Annotated in this window: 14 protein-coding genes and 2 tRNA genes; 6 read left to right on the top strand and 10 right to left on the bottom strand. The window is 30.2% G+C overall.

From position 1 onward, the window contains the following. The first annotated feature begins 1 nt into the window (after position 1). Positions 2-1915, top strand: coding sequence for a Glu-tRNA(Gln) amidotransferase subunit GatE (gatE, locus tag ACW9W4_RS02215; RefSeq protein WP_457760894.1), 1914 nt, complete (start codon positions 2-4; stop codon positions 1913-1915). A 1-nt stretch (position 1916) separates the two neighbouring features. Here gatE and ACW9W4_RS02220 read toward each other — a convergent pair. The 6 genes from ACW9W4_RS02220 to ACW9W4_RS02245 form a co-directional block, all read right to left on the bottom strand. Next, positions 1917-2001, bottom strand: a tRNA-Leu gene (locus tag ACW9W4_RS02220). Between the two features lie 239 nt (positions 2002-2240). Further along, entirely contained in the window at positions 2241-2780 is a 540-nt protein-coding gene (locus ACW9W4_RS02225) for a 5' nucleotidase, NT5C type (RefSeq protein WP_457760975.1), read from the bottom strand. An 8-nt stretch (positions 2781-2788) separates the two neighbouring features. Then, positions 2789-3850 (bottom strand): molecular chaperone DnaJ, encoded by a 1062-nt coding sequence (gene dnaJ / locus ACW9W4_RS02230; RefSeq protein WP_457760895.1) that lies wholly within the window; start codon positions 3848-3850, stop codon positions 2789-2791. A gap of 48 nt (positions 3851-3898) precedes the next feature. Further along, positions 3899-5791, bottom strand: a complete 1893-nt coding sequence (gene dnaK / locus ACW9W4_RS02235) for a molecular chaperone DnaK (RefSeq protein WP_457760896.1) — start codon at positions 5789-5791, stop codon at positions 3899-3901. A gap of 9 nt (positions 5792-5800) precedes the next feature. Beyond that, complete coding sequence (locus tag ACW9W4_RS02240; RefSeq protein ID WP_457760897.1) at positions 5801-6364, bottom strand: nucleotide exchange factor GrpE; 564 nt, start codon at positions 6362-6364, stop codon at positions 5801-5803. 22 nt (positions 6365-6386) lie between these two features. After that, positions 6387-7538, bottom strand: a complete 1152-nt coding sequence (locus ACW9W4_RS02245; RefSeq protein ID WP_457760898.1) for a hypothetical protein — start codon at positions 7536-7538, stop codon at positions 6387-6389. A 62-nt stretch (positions 7539-7600) separates the two neighbouring features. On the opposite strand from ACW9W4_RS02245, the gene ACW9W4_RS02250 reads away from it, so the two are divergent. The 3 genes from ACW9W4_RS02250 to ACW9W4_RS02260 all read left to right on the top strand — a co-directional run bounded on the left by ACW9W4_RS02250 (position 7601) and on the right by ACW9W4_RS02260 (position 9573). Further along, complete coding sequence (locus ACW9W4_RS02250; protein WP_457760899.1) at positions 7601-8626, top strand: DUF354 domain-containing protein; 1026 nt, start codon at positions 7601-7603, stop codon at positions 8624-8626. Between the two features lie 69 nt (positions 8627-8695). Continuing rightward, positions 8696-8768, top strand: a tRNA-Gln gene (locus ACW9W4_RS02255). Between the two features lie 67 nt (positions 8769-8835). Next, complete coding sequence (locus ACW9W4_RS02260) at positions 8836-9573, top strand: GDP-mannose dehydrogenase (RefSeq protein WP_457760900.1); 738 nt, start codon at positions 8836-8838, stop codon at positions 9571-9573. A 9-nt stretch (positions 9574-9582) separates the two neighbouring features. Here the strand turns inward: ACW9W4_RS02260 and ACW9W4_RS02265 are convergent, their stop codons facing one another. Together ACW9W4_RS02265 and ACW9W4_RS02270 are read right to left on the bottom strand one after the other, a co-directional pair. Beyond that, the gene (locus tag ACW9W4_RS02265) at positions 9583-10344 is read right to left on the bottom strand and encodes an ABC transporter permease (RefSeq protein ID WP_457760901.1); all 762 of its coding nucleotides are present in this window, start codon (positions 10342-10344) and stop codon (positions 9583-9585) included. Then, positions 10328-11266, bottom strand: coding sequence for an ABC transporter ATP-binding protein (locus tag ACW9W4_RS02270; protein WP_457760902.1), 939 nt, complete (start codon positions 11264-11266; stop codon positions 10328-10330). Before ACW9W4_RS02270 ends, ACW9W4_RS02265 begins: the two co-directional genes overlap by 17 nt. Positions 11267-11490: 224 nt before the next feature. Between ACW9W4_RS02270 and ACW9W4_RS02275 the strand changes: the two genes are divergently transcribed. Continuing rightward, positions 11491-12888 (top strand): single-stranded DNA-binding protein, encoded by a 1398-nt coding sequence (locus ACW9W4_RS02275; RefSeq protein WP_457760903.1) that lies wholly within the window; start codon positions 11491-11493, stop codon positions 12886-12888. Here the strand turns inward: ACW9W4_RS02275 and ACW9W4_RS02280 are convergent. Continuing rightward, complete coding sequence (locus ACW9W4_RS02280; protein ID WP_457760904.1) at positions 12885-15626, bottom strand: DEAD/DEAH box helicase; 2742 nt, start codon at positions 15624-15626, stop codon at positions 12885-12887. The genes ACW9W4_RS02275 and ACW9W4_RS02280 overlap by 4 nt on opposite strands. Positions 15627-15724: 98 nt before the next feature. Next, positions 15725-16384 carry an ATPase domain-containing protein gene (locus ACW9W4_RS02285; protein ID WP_457760905.1) on the bottom strand — a complete coding sequence of 220 codons (660 nt, stop codon included), beginning with the start codon at positions 16382-16384 and terminating at the stop codon, positions 15725-15727. Positions 16385-16492: 108 nt separating this feature from the next. On the opposite strand from ACW9W4_RS02285, the gene ACW9W4_RS02290 reads away from it, so the two are divergent. Continuing rightward, on the top strand, positions 16493-16738 hold the full coding sequence (locus tag ACW9W4_RS02290) for a U6 snRNA-associated Sm-like protein LSm6 (RefSeq protein ID WP_179362835.1): 246 nt from the start codon (positions 16493-16495) through the stop codon (positions 16736-16738). The last annotated feature ends 3 nt before the right edge of the window (positions 16739-16741 follow it).

The following is a 16741-nucleotide window of genomic DNA, read 5'->3' on the forward strand; positions in this document are numbered from 1 at the left end:
TATGGAAGAATTTTCAATAAAAGATGTAGGTGTAAAAGTTGGATTAGAAATTCATCAGCAGTTAGCAACAAACAAGAAATTATTTTGTAATTGCAATCCAATAGAATCTAATGAATATTCAATTAAATTTCAAAGAAAATTACGTGCATCTAAAAGTGAATTGGGTGAATTTGATCCTGCAGCATTATTTGAAAGTACAAAATCAAAAACTATTATGTATTATGCAAATGATGAAAGTAGTTGTTTAGTTGAACAGGATGAAGAGCCACCGCATGAATTAGATGAAGATGCTAAAAAAATTGCATTGATTATTTCTTCTGCTTTAAAATCAAATATTTTCAGTGAAATTTATCCAATGAGAAAAACAGTAATTGATGGTTCTAATACGACCGGATTTCAACGTACTATGTTGATTTCCCAGGGGGGATTTTTTGATACAGGAGAAATAAAAATAGGAGTTCAGTCAATTTGTTTAGAAGAAGATGCTGCTAAAAATTTGGGAGATGAAGGTTCTGTAAGAAAATTTGGTTTAGAACGTTTAGGGGTTCCTTTAGTTGAAATCGCAACAGATCCTTTTGAAGTTGAATTAACCGAGATTAAAAAAATTGCACTGTCATTAGGAAGAATTTTGAGGAGTACAAAGAAAGTAAAAAGAGGATTAGGCTCAATAAGACAAGATGTTAACGTATCAATAAAAGATGGGGATGGAGTTGTAATTGAAGTAAAAGGTGTACAACAATTAGATCAATTAGAAAAGGTTGTAGAATATGAAGCAAAAAGACAACATGGTTTATTAAAAATTTCAAAGAAAATCCAAGAAAAAAATTGGATTTATGATAAGGAAGATAGAAAAGATATTACAGAATTATTTTTAGAGTGTAAATCAAAAATTATTCAAACAGCATTAAAGAAAAATCAGAAAATAATGGCAATTACATTTAGAAACATGGCCGGAATTTTTGGATATTCTCCTTATGAAGGCATAAGATTAGGTAAAGAAGTAGCAGAATTAGTCAGATTTTTTGGAATTGGAGGAGTTTTTCATTCAGATGAATTACCAAACTACGGAATAGAAGAAACAGATTTAGAAAAATTAAAGAAATTTTCTGGAATTAATGAAAATGATGCTTTTTTGATTTTAGCATCTCCTGAGGAAAAAATTCTTACCATAATTGATCAAATAATTTTAAAAATTAAGTATATCAAAAATCATGGAATACCAATAGATACAAGATTAGCTACTCAATCAGGTGAAACAAAATTTCTTAGACCAAGACCAGGAGCTGCAAGAATGTATCCAGAAACAGATATCCCCCCAATAATTATTACAAACGAAGAATTATCAGATGCTCAAAATAATATTCCAAAATCTTGGGATGATTCTATCAAAGAATTAGAAACAAAATACAAACTTAATCCACAATTAGCAGAACAAATTTTTGATTCACGTTATATTGGATTATTTGAAGAAATTATTCAAAAAATTAAAACTAATCCTACATTTGTTGCATCAATTCTTTGTTCAACAATTACAAATTTAGAAAGAAGTGGATTAAATTCTAATTTATTAAAAAATGATGAAATTTTCAAATTGTTCGGTTTATTAGAAAATGATAAAATTGCTAAAGAATCAGTTGAAATAATATTTGAAAGTATAATGTCTGGAAAATCAAATAACACAGAAGAAGCAATGAAAAATGCATCAATTGAATCCATAAATGAAGAAGAAATAGAAAAAATTATTGTAGATATAGTAAATAAAAATCAAGAAATTATCAATAATCAAAAAGAGAGAGCAGTTGGACCTTTGATGGGAATTGTCATGAAGGAATTAAGAGGAAAAGCATCTGGTGAAATAATCAACACACTACTTTTAAAAAATATCAAGGCTAAATTAGAAAAAATTAATCAGTAAATGCGGGAAGTGGGATTTGAACCCACGAACTCCTAGAAGATAAGGATCTGAACCTTACACCGTTGACCAGGCTGGGTGACTCCCGCATTGGAAAAATTTGAGATCTAGAATAAGTTTCTTTATTATACTATGAAGCAACCATATCAGAATAATCAAGAAATAAAATGGAATTCAGTGAAGTATATTGTTCTAATTGTAAGAAAGTTTTGGGGCGTTACAATACTAAATTCTATAGTGAAGACAAAATTGGTGAATTAGTAAATACAACACATTCTACACACATTAGAAATGGTCATCAAGTTAACATTAGGAAATTTGAGAAAAATTAAAAGGATTTTATTTTTTTAATTGCTTCTGAAAGATTTGAAACTCTGTTAATATTATTTTCAGAAAAATTTTGGTTCCATGGTTGTGAATAAAGAATTACTTTTTTCTTATTTGTAAGAAATTTTTCTGCATTTAATGGAGAATCATCAATAAAGACATCATAATCTAAATCAGCCTTCATTGGACCATCAATTACTGATATATAATTATCATATGCAATATTATGATGATCCAACCAAGATTTTACAAATGAATTAGTTGAACGTTCCCTTGCAGTAACAATATCTACTTGACCAAGTTCAGTGAGAGATTTTGTTATAGATGATAAATTTTTTTCAGTGGTAGGAATTGAAGGCCAATTTTTCCAACAAGAGCTAAGCTCAGTGTAAAAATCATAACGATCGATATTAAATTCATTCCAAAATTCCCAACTAGTTATCTGATGTTTAGCAATTTCTGGTCTAATAGAATTACTATAATTTAACCAAGAAATTATAACATCTGCAAGTACACCATCAACATCTAATGCAATTTTCATATTATTCATTAATCACTAGTTTTTCTAAATTCATCTAAAAGATTTTTTTGATGTTTATTGAGTTTTTTAGGAACATTTACCACAATTCTTACAAATTGATCTCCTTTTCCTCTATAATTGATATGGGTCACCCCTTTCCCTTTTAATTTGATAATTGTATTTGGTTGACTACCTGCATCAACCTTAATTTTTTCTGTTCCCTCCAAAGTTGGAACAGTAATTTCACAACCTAAAGCAGCGTCAATCATAGAAAGATCATGATCGTAAAAAATATCTTTTCCATCTCGATTAAATTTTGAATGTGGTTGTACTCGTATTCTAACAATTAAATCTCCATTTACACCATCTGGAATTTCATTTCCTTCTCCAGATACAGTATAATCTCCTGAATCAATTCCAGGAGGAATATCAAAGGTTACAGTTTTTGAACCTTTTTTCCTTCCTTGTCCTTTACATTCATTGCAAGGTGTTTCGATTATAGATCCCTGACCTCTACAAGCAGAGCATGGTGCAGCAGTAACAAATGAAGCAAATCCCATGTTACGAGTTTGTCTTACTTGTCCTTGACCATTACATGTTCCACATGTTTTCTTGTTTGTACCTGGCTTTGCACCAGAGCCATTGCAAATATCACATTGAACCTGTTTTTGTAAATTAATTTCCATTTTTTTACCATGTAATACTTCTTCTAATGTCACATGAGTCTCATAGAGAAGATCAGAACCTTGTTGCTGTTGTTGATTAAAACCAAATCCTCCACCTCCACGACCAAAAATAGATTCAAAAATAGAATCAAAACCTCCTCCTTGTGCCCCTTGAAAAATATCTTCACTAGAATATTTTCCATCTACACCAGCATGCCCGTGTTGATCATAGATTTGTTTTTTTTCAGGATCTGAAAGAACTCCATATGCTTCAGAAATTTCTTTAAAATGTTCCCCAGCTTCTGAAGATTTGTTTCTATCAGGGTGAAATTTTAATGCTAATTTTCTAAACTGTTGTTTAACTTCATCAGGTGAGGATGATTTTGAGACACCTAGAACCTCATAATAATCACGTTTTGCAGCCATGAATCATTCCTTTATCATAATTACAGTATAAATGATTGAATTAGAAAACTAACTAGTTTTTGATTCATCAGTTGAAGATGATTCATTAGTTTGTCCTTCTGCACCAGGTTGTCCTTCTGCACCAGGTTGTCCTTCTGCACCAGGTTGTCCTTCTGCACCAGGTTGTCCTTCTGCACCAGGTGGTGGTGATGCATTTTTGTAAAGTTCTGTTGTAACTTCATTTACCAATGTTTGTAATGCTTCAAGTTTGGGTTTTAATTCATCTGGTTCTTTATCTAAAACTTCTTTAACTTCCTTAACAGCGTCACTGATTTTAATTCCTTGTTCTTGTGAAATTTTATCTTTAAGATCATGATTTACTAGTTTTTCTACAGTGTAAATGTAACTTTCTGCTTCATTCCTTAAATCAATTTTCTCTTTCTTTAGTTTATCTTCATCAGAGAATTTTTCTGCATCTTCTTTTAATTTTTCAATTTCATCTTTAGAAAGTTTTGATGTAGATTCAATTGTAATTTTTGCTTCTTTTTGAGTTCCCAGATCTTTTGCTGTAACATTGATTATTCCATTTGCATCAATATCAAATTTAACTTCAATTTGAGGAATTCCTCTAGGAGCTGGCGGTAAATCAGTAAGATTAAAACTTCCTAATGATACGTTATCAGTTGCCATAGGTCGTTCACCTTGAACAACATGGATTGTAACTGCTGTTTGATTATCAGCTGCAGTTGTGAATACTTTACTCTTTGATGTAGGAATAGTAGTATTTCTTTCAATTAATGGTTCTCTAACACCACCTAATGTTTCAATTCCTAATGTTAACGGAGTTACATCAAGTAAAACAATATCACTACTTACATCTCCAGCAATAATTCCAGCCTGAATTGCTGCGCCCATCGCTACTGCTTCCATTGGATCTACTCCTGATTCAGATTCTTGACCAACTAATTCACTAACAAATTTTTTCACTAGTGGAATTCTTGTTGGTCCACCAACCATCACAATTTTATTAATATCAGAATTGGAAAGTTTTGCATCCTCAAGTGCTTTAAGTACAGATGGTTTACATCGCTCAACAATAGGACCAATCAATTCATCTAATTTCGCTCTAGTGATTCTTAATTCTAAATTTTTTGCACCAGATGAAGGATCATGTGCAATAAATGGTAAATTAACATCGGTTTCCATTACAGTAGATAATTCAATTTTAGCTTTTTCAGAAGCTTCTCTAATTCTTGTCATTGCAGTTGAATCTTGAGAAAGATCAACACCTTCCTTTTTCTTAAATTCATCAATAATGAAATCAATTAGGACTTTATCCATATCTGTACCACCTAGCTGTGTATCACCAGATGTACTAAGAACTTCAAAAACACCTCCACCCATTTCCATTATAGTAACATCTAATGTACCACCACCAAAATCAAAGACAAGGATTTTCATATCTTCTTTTGTTTTATCTAAGCCAAATGCTAAAGATGCAGCAGTTGGTTCATTTATTATTCTAACAACATCAAGACCAGCAATTGTTCCAGCATCTTTAGTAGCCTGTCGTTGATTATCATCAAAGTAAGCAGGAACAGTAATGACTGCTTTACTAACTGGTTCACCAATAAATGCTTCAGCATCTTTTTTAATTTTTTGAAGAATGAATGCAGAAATTTGTTGTGGTTTGTATTCTTTATCTAAAATTTTAAACATATGATCTGAACCCATTTTTCTTTTGGCAGCAACTATTGTACTATCAGGATTGGTAACTGCTTGCCTGCGTGCTGGTTCACCAACCAAAAGATCTCCATCTTTTGAAAATGCTACTACTGATGGGAATGCTTTACCACCTACTGTGGAACCTTCTGCTGCAGGAATAATCGTGGGTTTTCCACCCATTACAACTGCTGCTGCAGAGTTACTTGTTCCTAAATCAATACCAATTATTTTAACCATATTTTATCATCATCCTTTTTTTGAAATTTCTACTAGTGTCGGTCTTATAACTCTCTCATGAGAAATATATCCTTTCCTGAGCTCTTTTGTAATTGTATTATCATCTAAAGTAGGATCTGTAATTATCGATATTGCCTCATGGAAATTTGGATCAAAAATTTCCCCTAATGCATCAATTTGCTTAATATTGTATTTTTGTAATAATGAATCCATATTTTTTAAAATAGAATCAAGACCATCAGAATTAACTTTACTTTCAGAAAAAACTTCTTTTGCTCTAACAAAATCATCATAAATTTGTAAAAAATCTAATGCAAATTCATTAATTTTTGAATTTACTCCATTTTCTATATCAGTTTGTGTTTTTCTACTTAGGTTTTGAAAGTCAGCCAATACAAGTTTGAATTTTTCTTCATATTCAGATGATCTTTTTTGTTCTAATTCTAATTGTGTAGTCAATTCATCAATATGTGATTCTAAAGAATTTGATTCGATCTTAGAAGAATTATTTTCATCTTCATTTTCAGATACTACATTAACTGGTATTTCATCAGAATTAGATTCATTGGACAATTCAATGAAAATAGTAATTTAGCTAATTTATACTATTATTGATTGTTTCACATAAAGGATTGGCTTTTACAATAATTAAATCAGAATCCTGTTTTGTTTTTTCAATATTATCAAAATCAGATTTTGAACAAGCTACAACTATTGTTGTTTTATCACTATGAAAAAGATCAAAGTTTGGATCTTCGTAAGCTTCAACATCACCAATATAATCACGTAATCTAGATGTTAGATTTTGAAGCATCTCAATTTTATCTCCACGCATTGCATGTTGATCAAGTGTCCAAGACAATGCAATCTTTGTTCTACTTGCTTTTAGATCATTTTTCTTTAATGTTGAACGTATCTCATCAATTAAACGCTTGATGTATCCATCAATTCCTTTAACACTTCCATTAATTAGATACATGAGAGAATTTGCACCTTCAAAGGATGAGCCTAGAGATTTTAAATCAAATAATCCACTAACCATATTGTCTAAAAATATTTCCTGAAAATCATCTGAAGAAAGATCATTTTTGGTAATATCATCTTGAGCATATTTACAAACTTCTAAAACGCTGCATAGACTAGAAAATCTGGATAAAACATCAATTGCATGAAAATGCTCAGATGATGAAATGGCTACAAACTTTTTCTCTTTTTTACCTACTGTAAGTAATTCAGCTAAAATTGGATCTTCTTTTCCATTAAAGGACCCAATAATTTTAGGTTGTTCTTTAAGATCTTCAAGAGGGTAGTAAAAATATGAAATATGTTTTCCAGTCTCAAGACCTGTTACATGTTCAAGTAATGAAATATTTTCATTGTTACCTCCAAATCCTGTTGGAAGTGTAAAAATTACTGAGCTATTTTTTTTCATTGATGCAACTGCATCCTTAAATTTGGAATGAATTTCAGTTTTAATATCTTGACCAGTTTTTCTAATTCTTGGCGTAAAGAAAAGATATTGTGCTTTTGAAATTGCTACATCAATTGGTTCCATAGCTAATAGAGGTTCATCTTCTTTGAGAGAAGATACATTTGGATATGTTTTTGCAATTTCAGCTTTTAGTGAAATTGCTGACGGAGTTGATTCATCAATTATGTAAACATCAGCACCCTTTATTGCCATTTGAGATGCAATTGCATATCCTTCTGTACTAAGACCATAAACAACAACTTTTGCTCCCCCCATACATTAGAGCTAGTATTGGACTAAGAAAAACTTATTGAACTTACCATAATTAGAGAAATCACTTGAAAATTTGGATAGATATTCTTACACCAAAACAATTATTGTTTTCTGAACCAATAGTTAAAAAATTAGTGGAAAAACACGATCTTTTGTGTACTTCAAGAGATTATGAGGAAGTTTCAAAATTGGCAAAAATACGTAATTTTGACCTAATTTTTGTTGGGAAACACGGTGGAGGAGACAAAGAATCTAAACTCAAAGCCAGTATTGACAGAATGGAGAAACTGTCAAGAAAAATTAAGACATTTTCTCCAGATATTGCAATTAGTTTTTGTTCTCCTGAAGCAGCAAGAATAGCATATGGTTTGGGAATTAAACACATAGCATTTTGTGATTCTCCACATGCTGAAGCAGTAATGCGATTAACATTACCATTAATTCAAAAATTATTAATTCCTTTTACAATACCTAAAAAGGAATTTTCAAAATATGGAATTGATAAAAAAAATATTATTCAATACAAAGCAATTGATGCATTTGTTACAATCCAACGAAAAATAAATAAAAAATCAAAATTACCATTCAAAAATAACAATAGAAAGAATATTTTGATTAGAGTTGAAGAAGAAGAAGCATCGTATACATCAAAATCTAGTAAAATCATTCCAATTATAAAAAAGATAGAAAAAGAGTTTGAAAATGAAAATATTGTAGTTTTGGGCAGATATTCAAAACAAATTGAAAATTTACAAAAAATTATTGATAAAAAAGTAAAAATTGTAAAAATGACATATGATGGAAAACATTTGTTAGAAAATACAGATATTTTTATTGGATCTGGTGGAACCATGACTGCTGAATCTGGATTAATGGGAATCCCGACAATATCATATAATGCAGTTCCAAACATAATAGAAAATTTCTTGGTGAGAAAAAAATTGGTGAAAAGAGAAACAAGTCCCAATAAAATTTCAAATTACATTAAGAAAAATTTTGAAAATAATAATGAGAGTCAAAAAAGAGCACAAAAAATTAGAAAACAAATGGAAGATCCCATTAAAAAATTGATCAAGACAATTAAAGAATAGTTGAATTTACTTTTAAGAGTCAAATTCAAATAAAAAGTTCATTAAGGGAATGAGAGTGCTCGATTTAGCAGCCCGGTAGTGTAGCGGTCAAGCATAGAGGCCTTTGAAGCCTTTGACCCCAGTTCGAGTCTGGGCCGGGCTACTTTCTTTAAAAATAATCAAGTTTTGTACACGAATATAACATAGAGAGTTTTTCTGAAATTAGGCATATGACTGATATCATTTTAGGAATGGGGGAAGTTGGAGAAACTCTATTTCATCTACTAAAAGAAAGAAATTTTGATTGTGTTGGAATTGATGTAGATAGTTCAAAATGTAAGAATTATTCAGAAAATAATCAAATAAGTAATCCAGAATACCTTCATGTTTGTCTACCAGGAGAATTAACAAATTTTGAAGACATCACAGTAGATTGGATAAAAAAAATTATAGGATTAAAAGTTGTTCTAATTCATTCTACAGTAAAACCTGGTACAACAAAAAACATACAAAACAATTCTCAAATACCAATTTTATATTCACCAGTAAGAGGTGTGCATAGAAGATTTTTAGATGATATTAAAAAATATACAAAATTTATTTCTTCAGATGAAAAACAAATTGAACCTAAAATAAAAATAGATTTAGAAAAACGATTTAAAAAAATTGAATGGATGTCAACTACAAAAACTGCAGAATTAGCAAAAATTTTAGTTGACACAACTTACTATGGGTGGTTAATCAATTATGCTCAAATTACAAAAATGATTTGTGAAAAAGAAGGTGTAGATTTTGATGAAATGTGGAAATTTGCAGATGAAATTCATGAAAATTTAGGTAATAGACCAAAAATGTTTCCAGGTATCATTGGAGGACATTGTGTTATTCCTAATCTAAATTTAGTAGATTATGACAATTTAGATATTGTTAAAAAGATTAATGAACTATATGAAAAATTTAACAAATGATTTTTATTTTTAAAAGTCTAATTTTGTAAGTAATCGTGAAGCGATAACAAATAAAGTTGATGCAATTGCCACTAGAATAATCATTTCAATAATTACAAATTCATCGATTGTTCCAAAAATTCCTGCTCTAATTACATCTACAAGATATGTTAATGGATTTAGATAAAATGCAGTACGTAATGGTTCTGGAGCCCCATCAGCTGGATAAAATGCAGTACTAACAAAAGCAAAGAAAAGAAAAACAGTATTAATAATTACATTAAATCCTTCACTTGAGCGTAATCTAGTTGAGATAATTGATGCCAAAGAACCAAAAAGAACCGAGCCTGTAATAGCACCAAAAATGATTATTGGAATTGTAACAAATGAAAATTCTACAGATTCAAAAAATACAGGATATCCAACTACAGCTATTAATCCTGCACTAACTAATCCAATAATCCCAATTGTGCAAATATTACTTAGGATGTAATGACTCCTAGTAAATGGTCCAGACATAATTTGTTCAAACATTCCATGTTTTCTATCATTCCAGATTATGATACCAGAGATCAGTGTACTGTTCATTATGTTAAACCCAATCATTCCAGATGCTAAAAATGCAGGATAATCAAGTTCTTTATTTCCAAATGGAACAGCATTAATTAACGGAGCATAAGCAAAACCAGCTACAAAAATATAGATTAAAGGAAAAATTACTTGCCAAATTAAAAACCCAGGATTAAGAGAAATCGTAAGATTTCTATTTACAAGTCTAATTATTGGATGCATTTTCTTTTACCATATTCAAAAAGATTTCTTCAAGATTTGTGGGTACAGCTGAAAGATCTTCAATATCAATTCTATTATCATTAAGTATTTTCAATACTTTTAACAATACTAATTCAGATTGCTCTGAGCGAATAATTATATTTGTTCCAGTTTCAAAATCAATTTTACAATCAGCAATACCAGATAAAAGAGAACTTATTTCAGGTTGTTTTTCTAATAAATGAATTTTAATAGTTTTTTCTTTTCCAAATCTATTTTTTAATGCATCAGGGGAATTAACAGTGACAATTTTGCCTTTATCAATAATAGCTATTTGATCACACAGATATTCTGCTTCAGATAGAATATGTGTAGTGTAAAAAATTGTCAAACCTGTTTTAACTTTATTTTTTAAATAATCTAATAATTTTCGTCTAGCACTTGGATCTAATCCAACTGTAGGTTCATCTAAAAATAATAATTCCATATCATGCATAAATTCACGTGCAACTTGCACTCTTCTTCTTTGACCAATAGATAGATCTTCATTTCTTTTTTTACGAATTTCAACTAGATCAAAGTCATTCAAGAGTTGCTCCATTCTTTTTTTACGTTCAGTTTTAGGAACATTCCACATCATCCCATATTTTTCAAGAGATTTTTCCACTGATAATGTAGGTTCATAGCTGGGTTGTTGTAATACTACTCCAATTTTATGACGAATTTTGAGAGGTTCTGCTACAGCATCAATGCCCAAAATGGATAATGAGCCACTTGAGGGTGGAATGAGAGTAGTAAGAAGCTTAATTGTTGTGGATTTTCCTGCACCATTTGGACCTAAAAATCCAAAAACTTGACCTGATTTTACTGATAGAATTAGATCATCCACTGCATGAACTGAGCCATATGATTTTGATAGATGATTAACATCAATACAAGACATACCAAAACTGCGATCTTCCTATTAATTTAGTTAATGAGGTAAATCAAGATATTTTTTAGAAAATTTGAATTAATTATGATAAATCATGTAGAGATTTTGAAAATAGACGAACTTTATGATTTTGAAATTGAATAAAAATATGTTCAAGCGATCATTTTGTTAAAAAAATAAAATTTTATCTTAATGAAATTTTTATTAATAGATTAAGTTTATCAAAAAACGAATTGTCTGAATTTGAAAATCTTATTGATAAATTACTTGCACAAAAGCCAGAATTAACTAAAAATGATCTTGAAGAACAAATTAAGCAAAAGAAAGAAAAAATCGGTGCAGGTTATCTAACGGATCAGGGAGCATTATTTCTAATTGCATCAGATTACGGAATTACATTATCAGAGCCAGAAAAAGTTGAAATTAGTTTAAAGGATCTATACGCTGGAGCAAAAGAAATTTCATTAGAGACAAGAGTTTTGAATCTTTCACCTGCAAAACAATTTTCTAGAAAGGATGGCTCTCCATTTTATCTTAGAACAATGACTGTATACGATACAAATTCTACAGCTAGTGTAAAATTATGGGATGAAAAAGCAAATCTTCCTGGCCTTGAAAATCTAAAACCAGGAGATTTAATTAAAATAATCAAAGCTTATGTAAAATCTGATCTAGATGGCTCTCCAACAATCAACATCGGTTCTGGATCAAATATAGAAACTACAGATACTAAAAGTGAAATTCCAACTATTGATACTATTACAAAAGATGTTAGTGAATCTAAAGAAGGTCAAAAAGATCTAGTAATTTCTGGAACTATTGATGGAGTGATTAGTGGAATGGAATTTACAAATTCTCGCGGCATGCCTGGAAAAGCACTAAGAATGAGAATTAAAGGAAAAGATGGGAATGGAATGAGAGTAGTTCTATGGGGGAAAGATGAATCTGCCATACCAAATATGATTTCACAATCTGCCAAAGTAAGACTACTTGGTGTTAGAGTAAAATCTGGAAATCAGGGCCTTGAAATTCATGGAAATGATTCTACAATAATTGAAATTGAAGGTGGTAAAGAAGCAGAGCCAATAATTACAAGAGTTCTTTCTATAATACCAACAGAAAATGGTAAAAGTATGATTTTAGCTGTTGATAATAAAAAGAATTTATTCAACATTAGTGATTCGTCAAACTCAACTAGTATTTGTGTAGAAGGAGATATCATTGAATGCATGCCATCAAAAGTTTATGGAAATTCAATATCATTAGATGAAAATTCTTTTGTAAGAAAATTAGAAAATGATGAATCCATTCCTTCATTGTCTCAACTTAGAACAAAAATTAATGATGTCAAAATAGATGCAAGTTATTGTATTGAAGCAATAGTTTTGAAAGTTCCTGAAAGACGCGAAGTTCAAACAAAATCAGGTGAATCAATAGCACTTTCAGAAATGTTTGTTGAAGATGATACAGGTCAAATTTGGGTAAAAGGTTGGAGAAATCAAGCAAGAATTATTGATAAATGTGAATTGGGAGAAATTATTTCAATTACAGGACTAAATGCAAAACCAGGACTAGAAGGTAGAATAGAACTTTTCATTACCCCATTTTCTAAAATTACAAAAAAGAATTAAGAATCCCAAAAACCTCTTGTCACAACATATTGTCTTTCTGCTTCATAGATTTGTTTAAACAAATGTTCTTCATCAACCATATTTCTTAAAATTCTTGCAGCAGTGTCAGCACCCACACCATATCCAGAAATTACAGTAATAGCAGTTTTACCAAAATTTTCAACTAATGAGGCAACTTTCCAGGCACGAACAAACTTGTGTTTTTCTTCTGCAGAAAGTTTTTTTCCATCATGTTTTTTTCTAATTATTTTAGGTAGATCATAATCTGAATAATATGTAGCAGTGATTTGTCTTGCCTTACAATAAGGACAAATCATTAAATCTTTTACCTCAAAGGTTTGCATTACACGTTCCCATTTTCCACAACGAGCACAAATCAAACGATGTTTAGTTTTTTCTAGTCTAGCTTTAACAAGATCAATAATTCCTTTATCAAGATTTGCTGGAGAGGCATAATATTTTGCAGTATGATCTAAAATAGGTTCAGCCAATTTTGAAAATTTATCAACTTCTAACCAAGTAACATGAATTTCATCATCTTGGATCTTTTTTAGAATTTTTTCAGTATTTTTAAGATCATATTTATCATGAAATAATTCACGTAACGCTTCATGTACAAGTGCTGTTTTAGAATATCGTTCATACAAAAATCTAGCAGATTTTCTTTCATATACTGCACCACGACCAACAACCCCAAATTTTTTTGCGACACACCAAGTTCGCCAATTTACATTATGTGTTCCAGTTAAAGATGCAGTAACAACAGATTGTAAATCATAATCATCTTCTAGAATTTCTATGAAGAGTTTTTCTGAAATTCTTGCTGTAGAAGACAAAAAAATTCTATATCCATCAGAACGAGAATCAACTATTGAGCCCAACATTGTAGATAGCATTGAAGAAAGTATTGTAGATAGTGTGGAATTAATTTTTGAGCCCATACAGGAATGAATTACTATTGATCCTTGAGAGCGATTAGATTCTATTACAATGTTATTTTGATCTGGAATTGGATCGATAGTTAATTTTTCAATTATTTTATTTGTCAATACAATATCTCTATTCTTAACTTTGCTGCGAAAAGATCCTACTTTTCTTGCAGTCTTATAATCAATTGGAATACTTTCCCCTTCCCAATATGGCACAGTGATTCCTCCCCCTCTGAAAGGCTCAACATTTACACTGAATGATTTTTCATCTACATTGAGAATTCTCCATTGTGAACCTTTTAAGACAAAAATATTTCCTGAATCACCAAAATCACCAACAAATCTTTGATCTAAAGATCCAATAATTTTTTTTCCAACACTATCAAAAACTTTGAATTTCAAAATATCAGGTATTGTTGAAAGATTCTCAAAATAATATTTGAAAGAACCGCCTTTTTTCCAATAAGTCATTTTTATTCTATCAAAAAATATCAAATAATTTGAATCAAGTAAATTTATCACATCAAGTAGATCTTCAATTTTTAAATTTCTGAACGAGTATGCTTTGGTTACTAAATCAAAAGCTTGTTCTATTGAAACTTCACCAATTTGCATTGATAATCCAACTAAATGGTGAGCTAAAACGTCAAGAGAACCTTCATGAATTGTTTGCTCTTCAATCGAACCTTCATGAATACGATCAAGAATAGCTCTTGTTTCAAATTCATCATCAGGATTATTTGTAATAATTATTCCTTGGGCTGATGCATCTCGATTATGTTTACTTCTACCAATTCTTTGAACAAATTTAGACACTTGTCTAGGAGAACCATAATGAATTACCAATTCAATTGATCCAATATCTAGACCTAATTCTAATGAAGATGTACATACTACAATACCACGTTTTCCTTCACGTAAAGTTAGTTCAGTTTCTTCCCTTACTTGTTTTGAGAGAGATCCATGATGTAATTCAATAGGCAAAGATGATTTTTCTTTTAAGATTGATGCTAAAAATTCAGCTTCCCCTCTAGTATTTGTAAAAAGAAGAATTGGAGAATCTAATTCTAACTCTACAACATAATCGATAATTTTTTGAGCAACATCTGAAATAGTCCCATCAACATATTTTACTTCTACATCATATTTTCTCACAGAAGTATCTCGAATAATCTCACATTTTCGTTTAGTACCTACAAGAAATTTGCCTGCCTCTTCAAAATTCCCAACGGTAGCAGATAATCCAACTTTTGTAAGAGGATATCTTGAGTTAATTTCTAGTCTTTCAATACTTAGTGATAGTTGCGAACCTCTTTCACTAGATAGTAATTCATGTACTTCATCTATTACAATCCATTCTAAATCAGTTAATGCAGAGAGCATTTTGACTTGTGTTAAAAGAATAACAAGTGTTTCAGGAGTTGTAATTAGAATATCAGGTGGATTTTCAGTTATTTTTTTTCTATCTTTTTGACTAGTATCACCATGACGAATTTCAAGTGTTAATTGATTTTCATTAGCATATTTTGTAATTCTTCTAAAGACATCACGATTTAATGCTCTTAGTGGAGTGATGTATAGAGTTTTGATTTTTCCAGATTTTTTGACATTTTTTACAAGTGAAAAAATTGGAATCACTGAGCATTCTGTTTTACCAGAACCAGTAGGTGCAATTACAAGACAATCTTTTTTTTGTAATATTATAGGTGATGCTTTTTTTTGAATCTCAGTTAGTTTAGAAAAACCAAATTTTCCAAATAAAGAATTAAGAAGTTGATTCGACTGGCGTATTTGATCGTGATCTTTCATAAACAATTACACCTACTAAGCCAAGTGCAAATAAAACTACAGTGATAATTGGTATTGAATCAAAAATTCCTGCCATAATTTATCATTAGAAAAGACCGTTAAAAATCTTCACTATTATCAGATAATCCAATTTTATTAATTGTGTAAGAGAAATTTTCTTTTTTTAAAGCCCAGTAGATTTTACCATTAAATTTGGATGAATTTTTAAAAAGATGAATTTTGATATGAGTGTAAGGATCAATTGCATTTTGCATATTTTCTACCTCAGTATCATTTAGTATTCTAATCATATTAGTAATAATTATTGGGATTTTTTTTCTGATAGCGAATTTTGATAATTCATGCATGTATTTCATAAATAGTAGATTTTTTTCAAATGTAGATTCATCTTTTTGATATTCATAAGAAAATAAATCAGTTATATTATCAATTACTATTAAAGAAAAATTACTTTGTTCAAGAGAACTAAAGGATTTGATTTGTTCTGAAGTATTTGTAATTCTAGACACAGTAATTTTTTCCAATAAATTAATCTCTATTTCTAATTCTTTTTGAATTTCAATAATTCGTTCAGGTCTAAACCCACCTGTGGTATCCAAATACAGAACATTGCCACCATTTTTAATTGAATTTATTGCTAATTGTAACAAGAAAAGAGTTTTTCCAGTTCCATTTCCACCAAATACATCTACTATCACATTATCAGGGATTCCCCCTGACAAGAATTTGTCTAATTTTTGTAAACCAGTAGAGATCATTTGTATAATTATTAGAAATAGAAGAAAAAATTTAAGGAATTTCAATTTTCATAAAAGAGGTAAGGCTTTTATGCTAGAGAACAAAGTTGCAAATTAAGTGAACAATTAGTGTCCCAACCAACTAGCGCAAAAAGACCTCTAACAACTCTTCAAAAAAGTACCAAGAAGAAAGTTACTGTAAGACTGAAAAATGAAGTTGAGTATAAAGGAAAAATGGACAACGTAGATTCCTATATGAATTTGATTATGACTGATGCCGAAGAAATTCATGATGGCAAGACAATTGCAAATTATGGCAGAGTTATCGTAAGAGGCAATAACGTATTATTTATCAAACTAGAAAACGAACTCTAGTTA

The organism is Candidatus Nitrosopumilus sp. bin_7KS, from assembly GCF_054095835.1.

What these genes read in the sequence shown, in the direction of transcription:
- gatE (WP_457760894.1), top strand. Translation starts at nt 2, where the DNA reads ATGGAAGAATTTTCAATAAAAGATGTAGGTGTAAAAGTTGGATTAGAA.
- ACW9W4_RS02280 (WP_457760904.1), bottom strand. Translation starts at nt 15,626, where the DNA reads ATGAAAGATCACGATCAAATACGCCAGTCGAATCAACTTCTTAATTCT.
- ACW9W4_RS02265 (WP_457760901.1), bottom strand. Translation starts at nt 10,344, where the DNA reads ATGCATCCAATAATTAGACTTGTAAATAGAAATCTTACGATTTCTCTT.
- dnaJ (WP_457760895.1), bottom strand. Translation starts at nt 3,850, where the DNA reads ATGGCTGCAAAACGTGATTATTATGAGGTTCTAGGTGTCTCAAAATCA.
- ACW9W4_RS02260 (WP_457760900.1), top strand. Translation starts at nt 8,836, where the DNA reads ATGACTGATATCATTTTAGGAATGGGGGAAGTTGGAGAAACTCTATTT.
- ACW9W4_RS02285 (WP_457760905.1), bottom strand. Translation starts at nt 16,384, where the DNA reads ATGATCTCTACTGGTTTACAAAAATTAGACAAATTCTTGTCAGGGGGA.
- dnaK (WP_457760896.1), bottom strand. Translation starts at nt 5,791, where the DNA reads ATGGTTAAAATAATTGGTATTGATTTAGGAACAAGTAACTCTGCAGCA.
- ACW9W4_RS02270 (WP_457760902.1), bottom strand. Translation starts at nt 11,266, where the DNA reads ATGTCTTGTATTGATGTTAATCATCTATCAAAATCATATGGCTCAGTT.
- ACW9W4_RS02245 (WP_457760898.1), bottom strand. Translation starts at nt 7,538, where the DNA reads ATGGGGGGAGCAAAAGTTGTTGTTTATGGTCTTAGTACAGAAGGATAT.
- ACW9W4_RS02225 (WP_457760975.1), bottom strand. Translation starts at nt 2,780, where the DNA reads ATGAAAATTGCATTAGATGTTGATGGTGTACTTGCAGATGTTATAATT.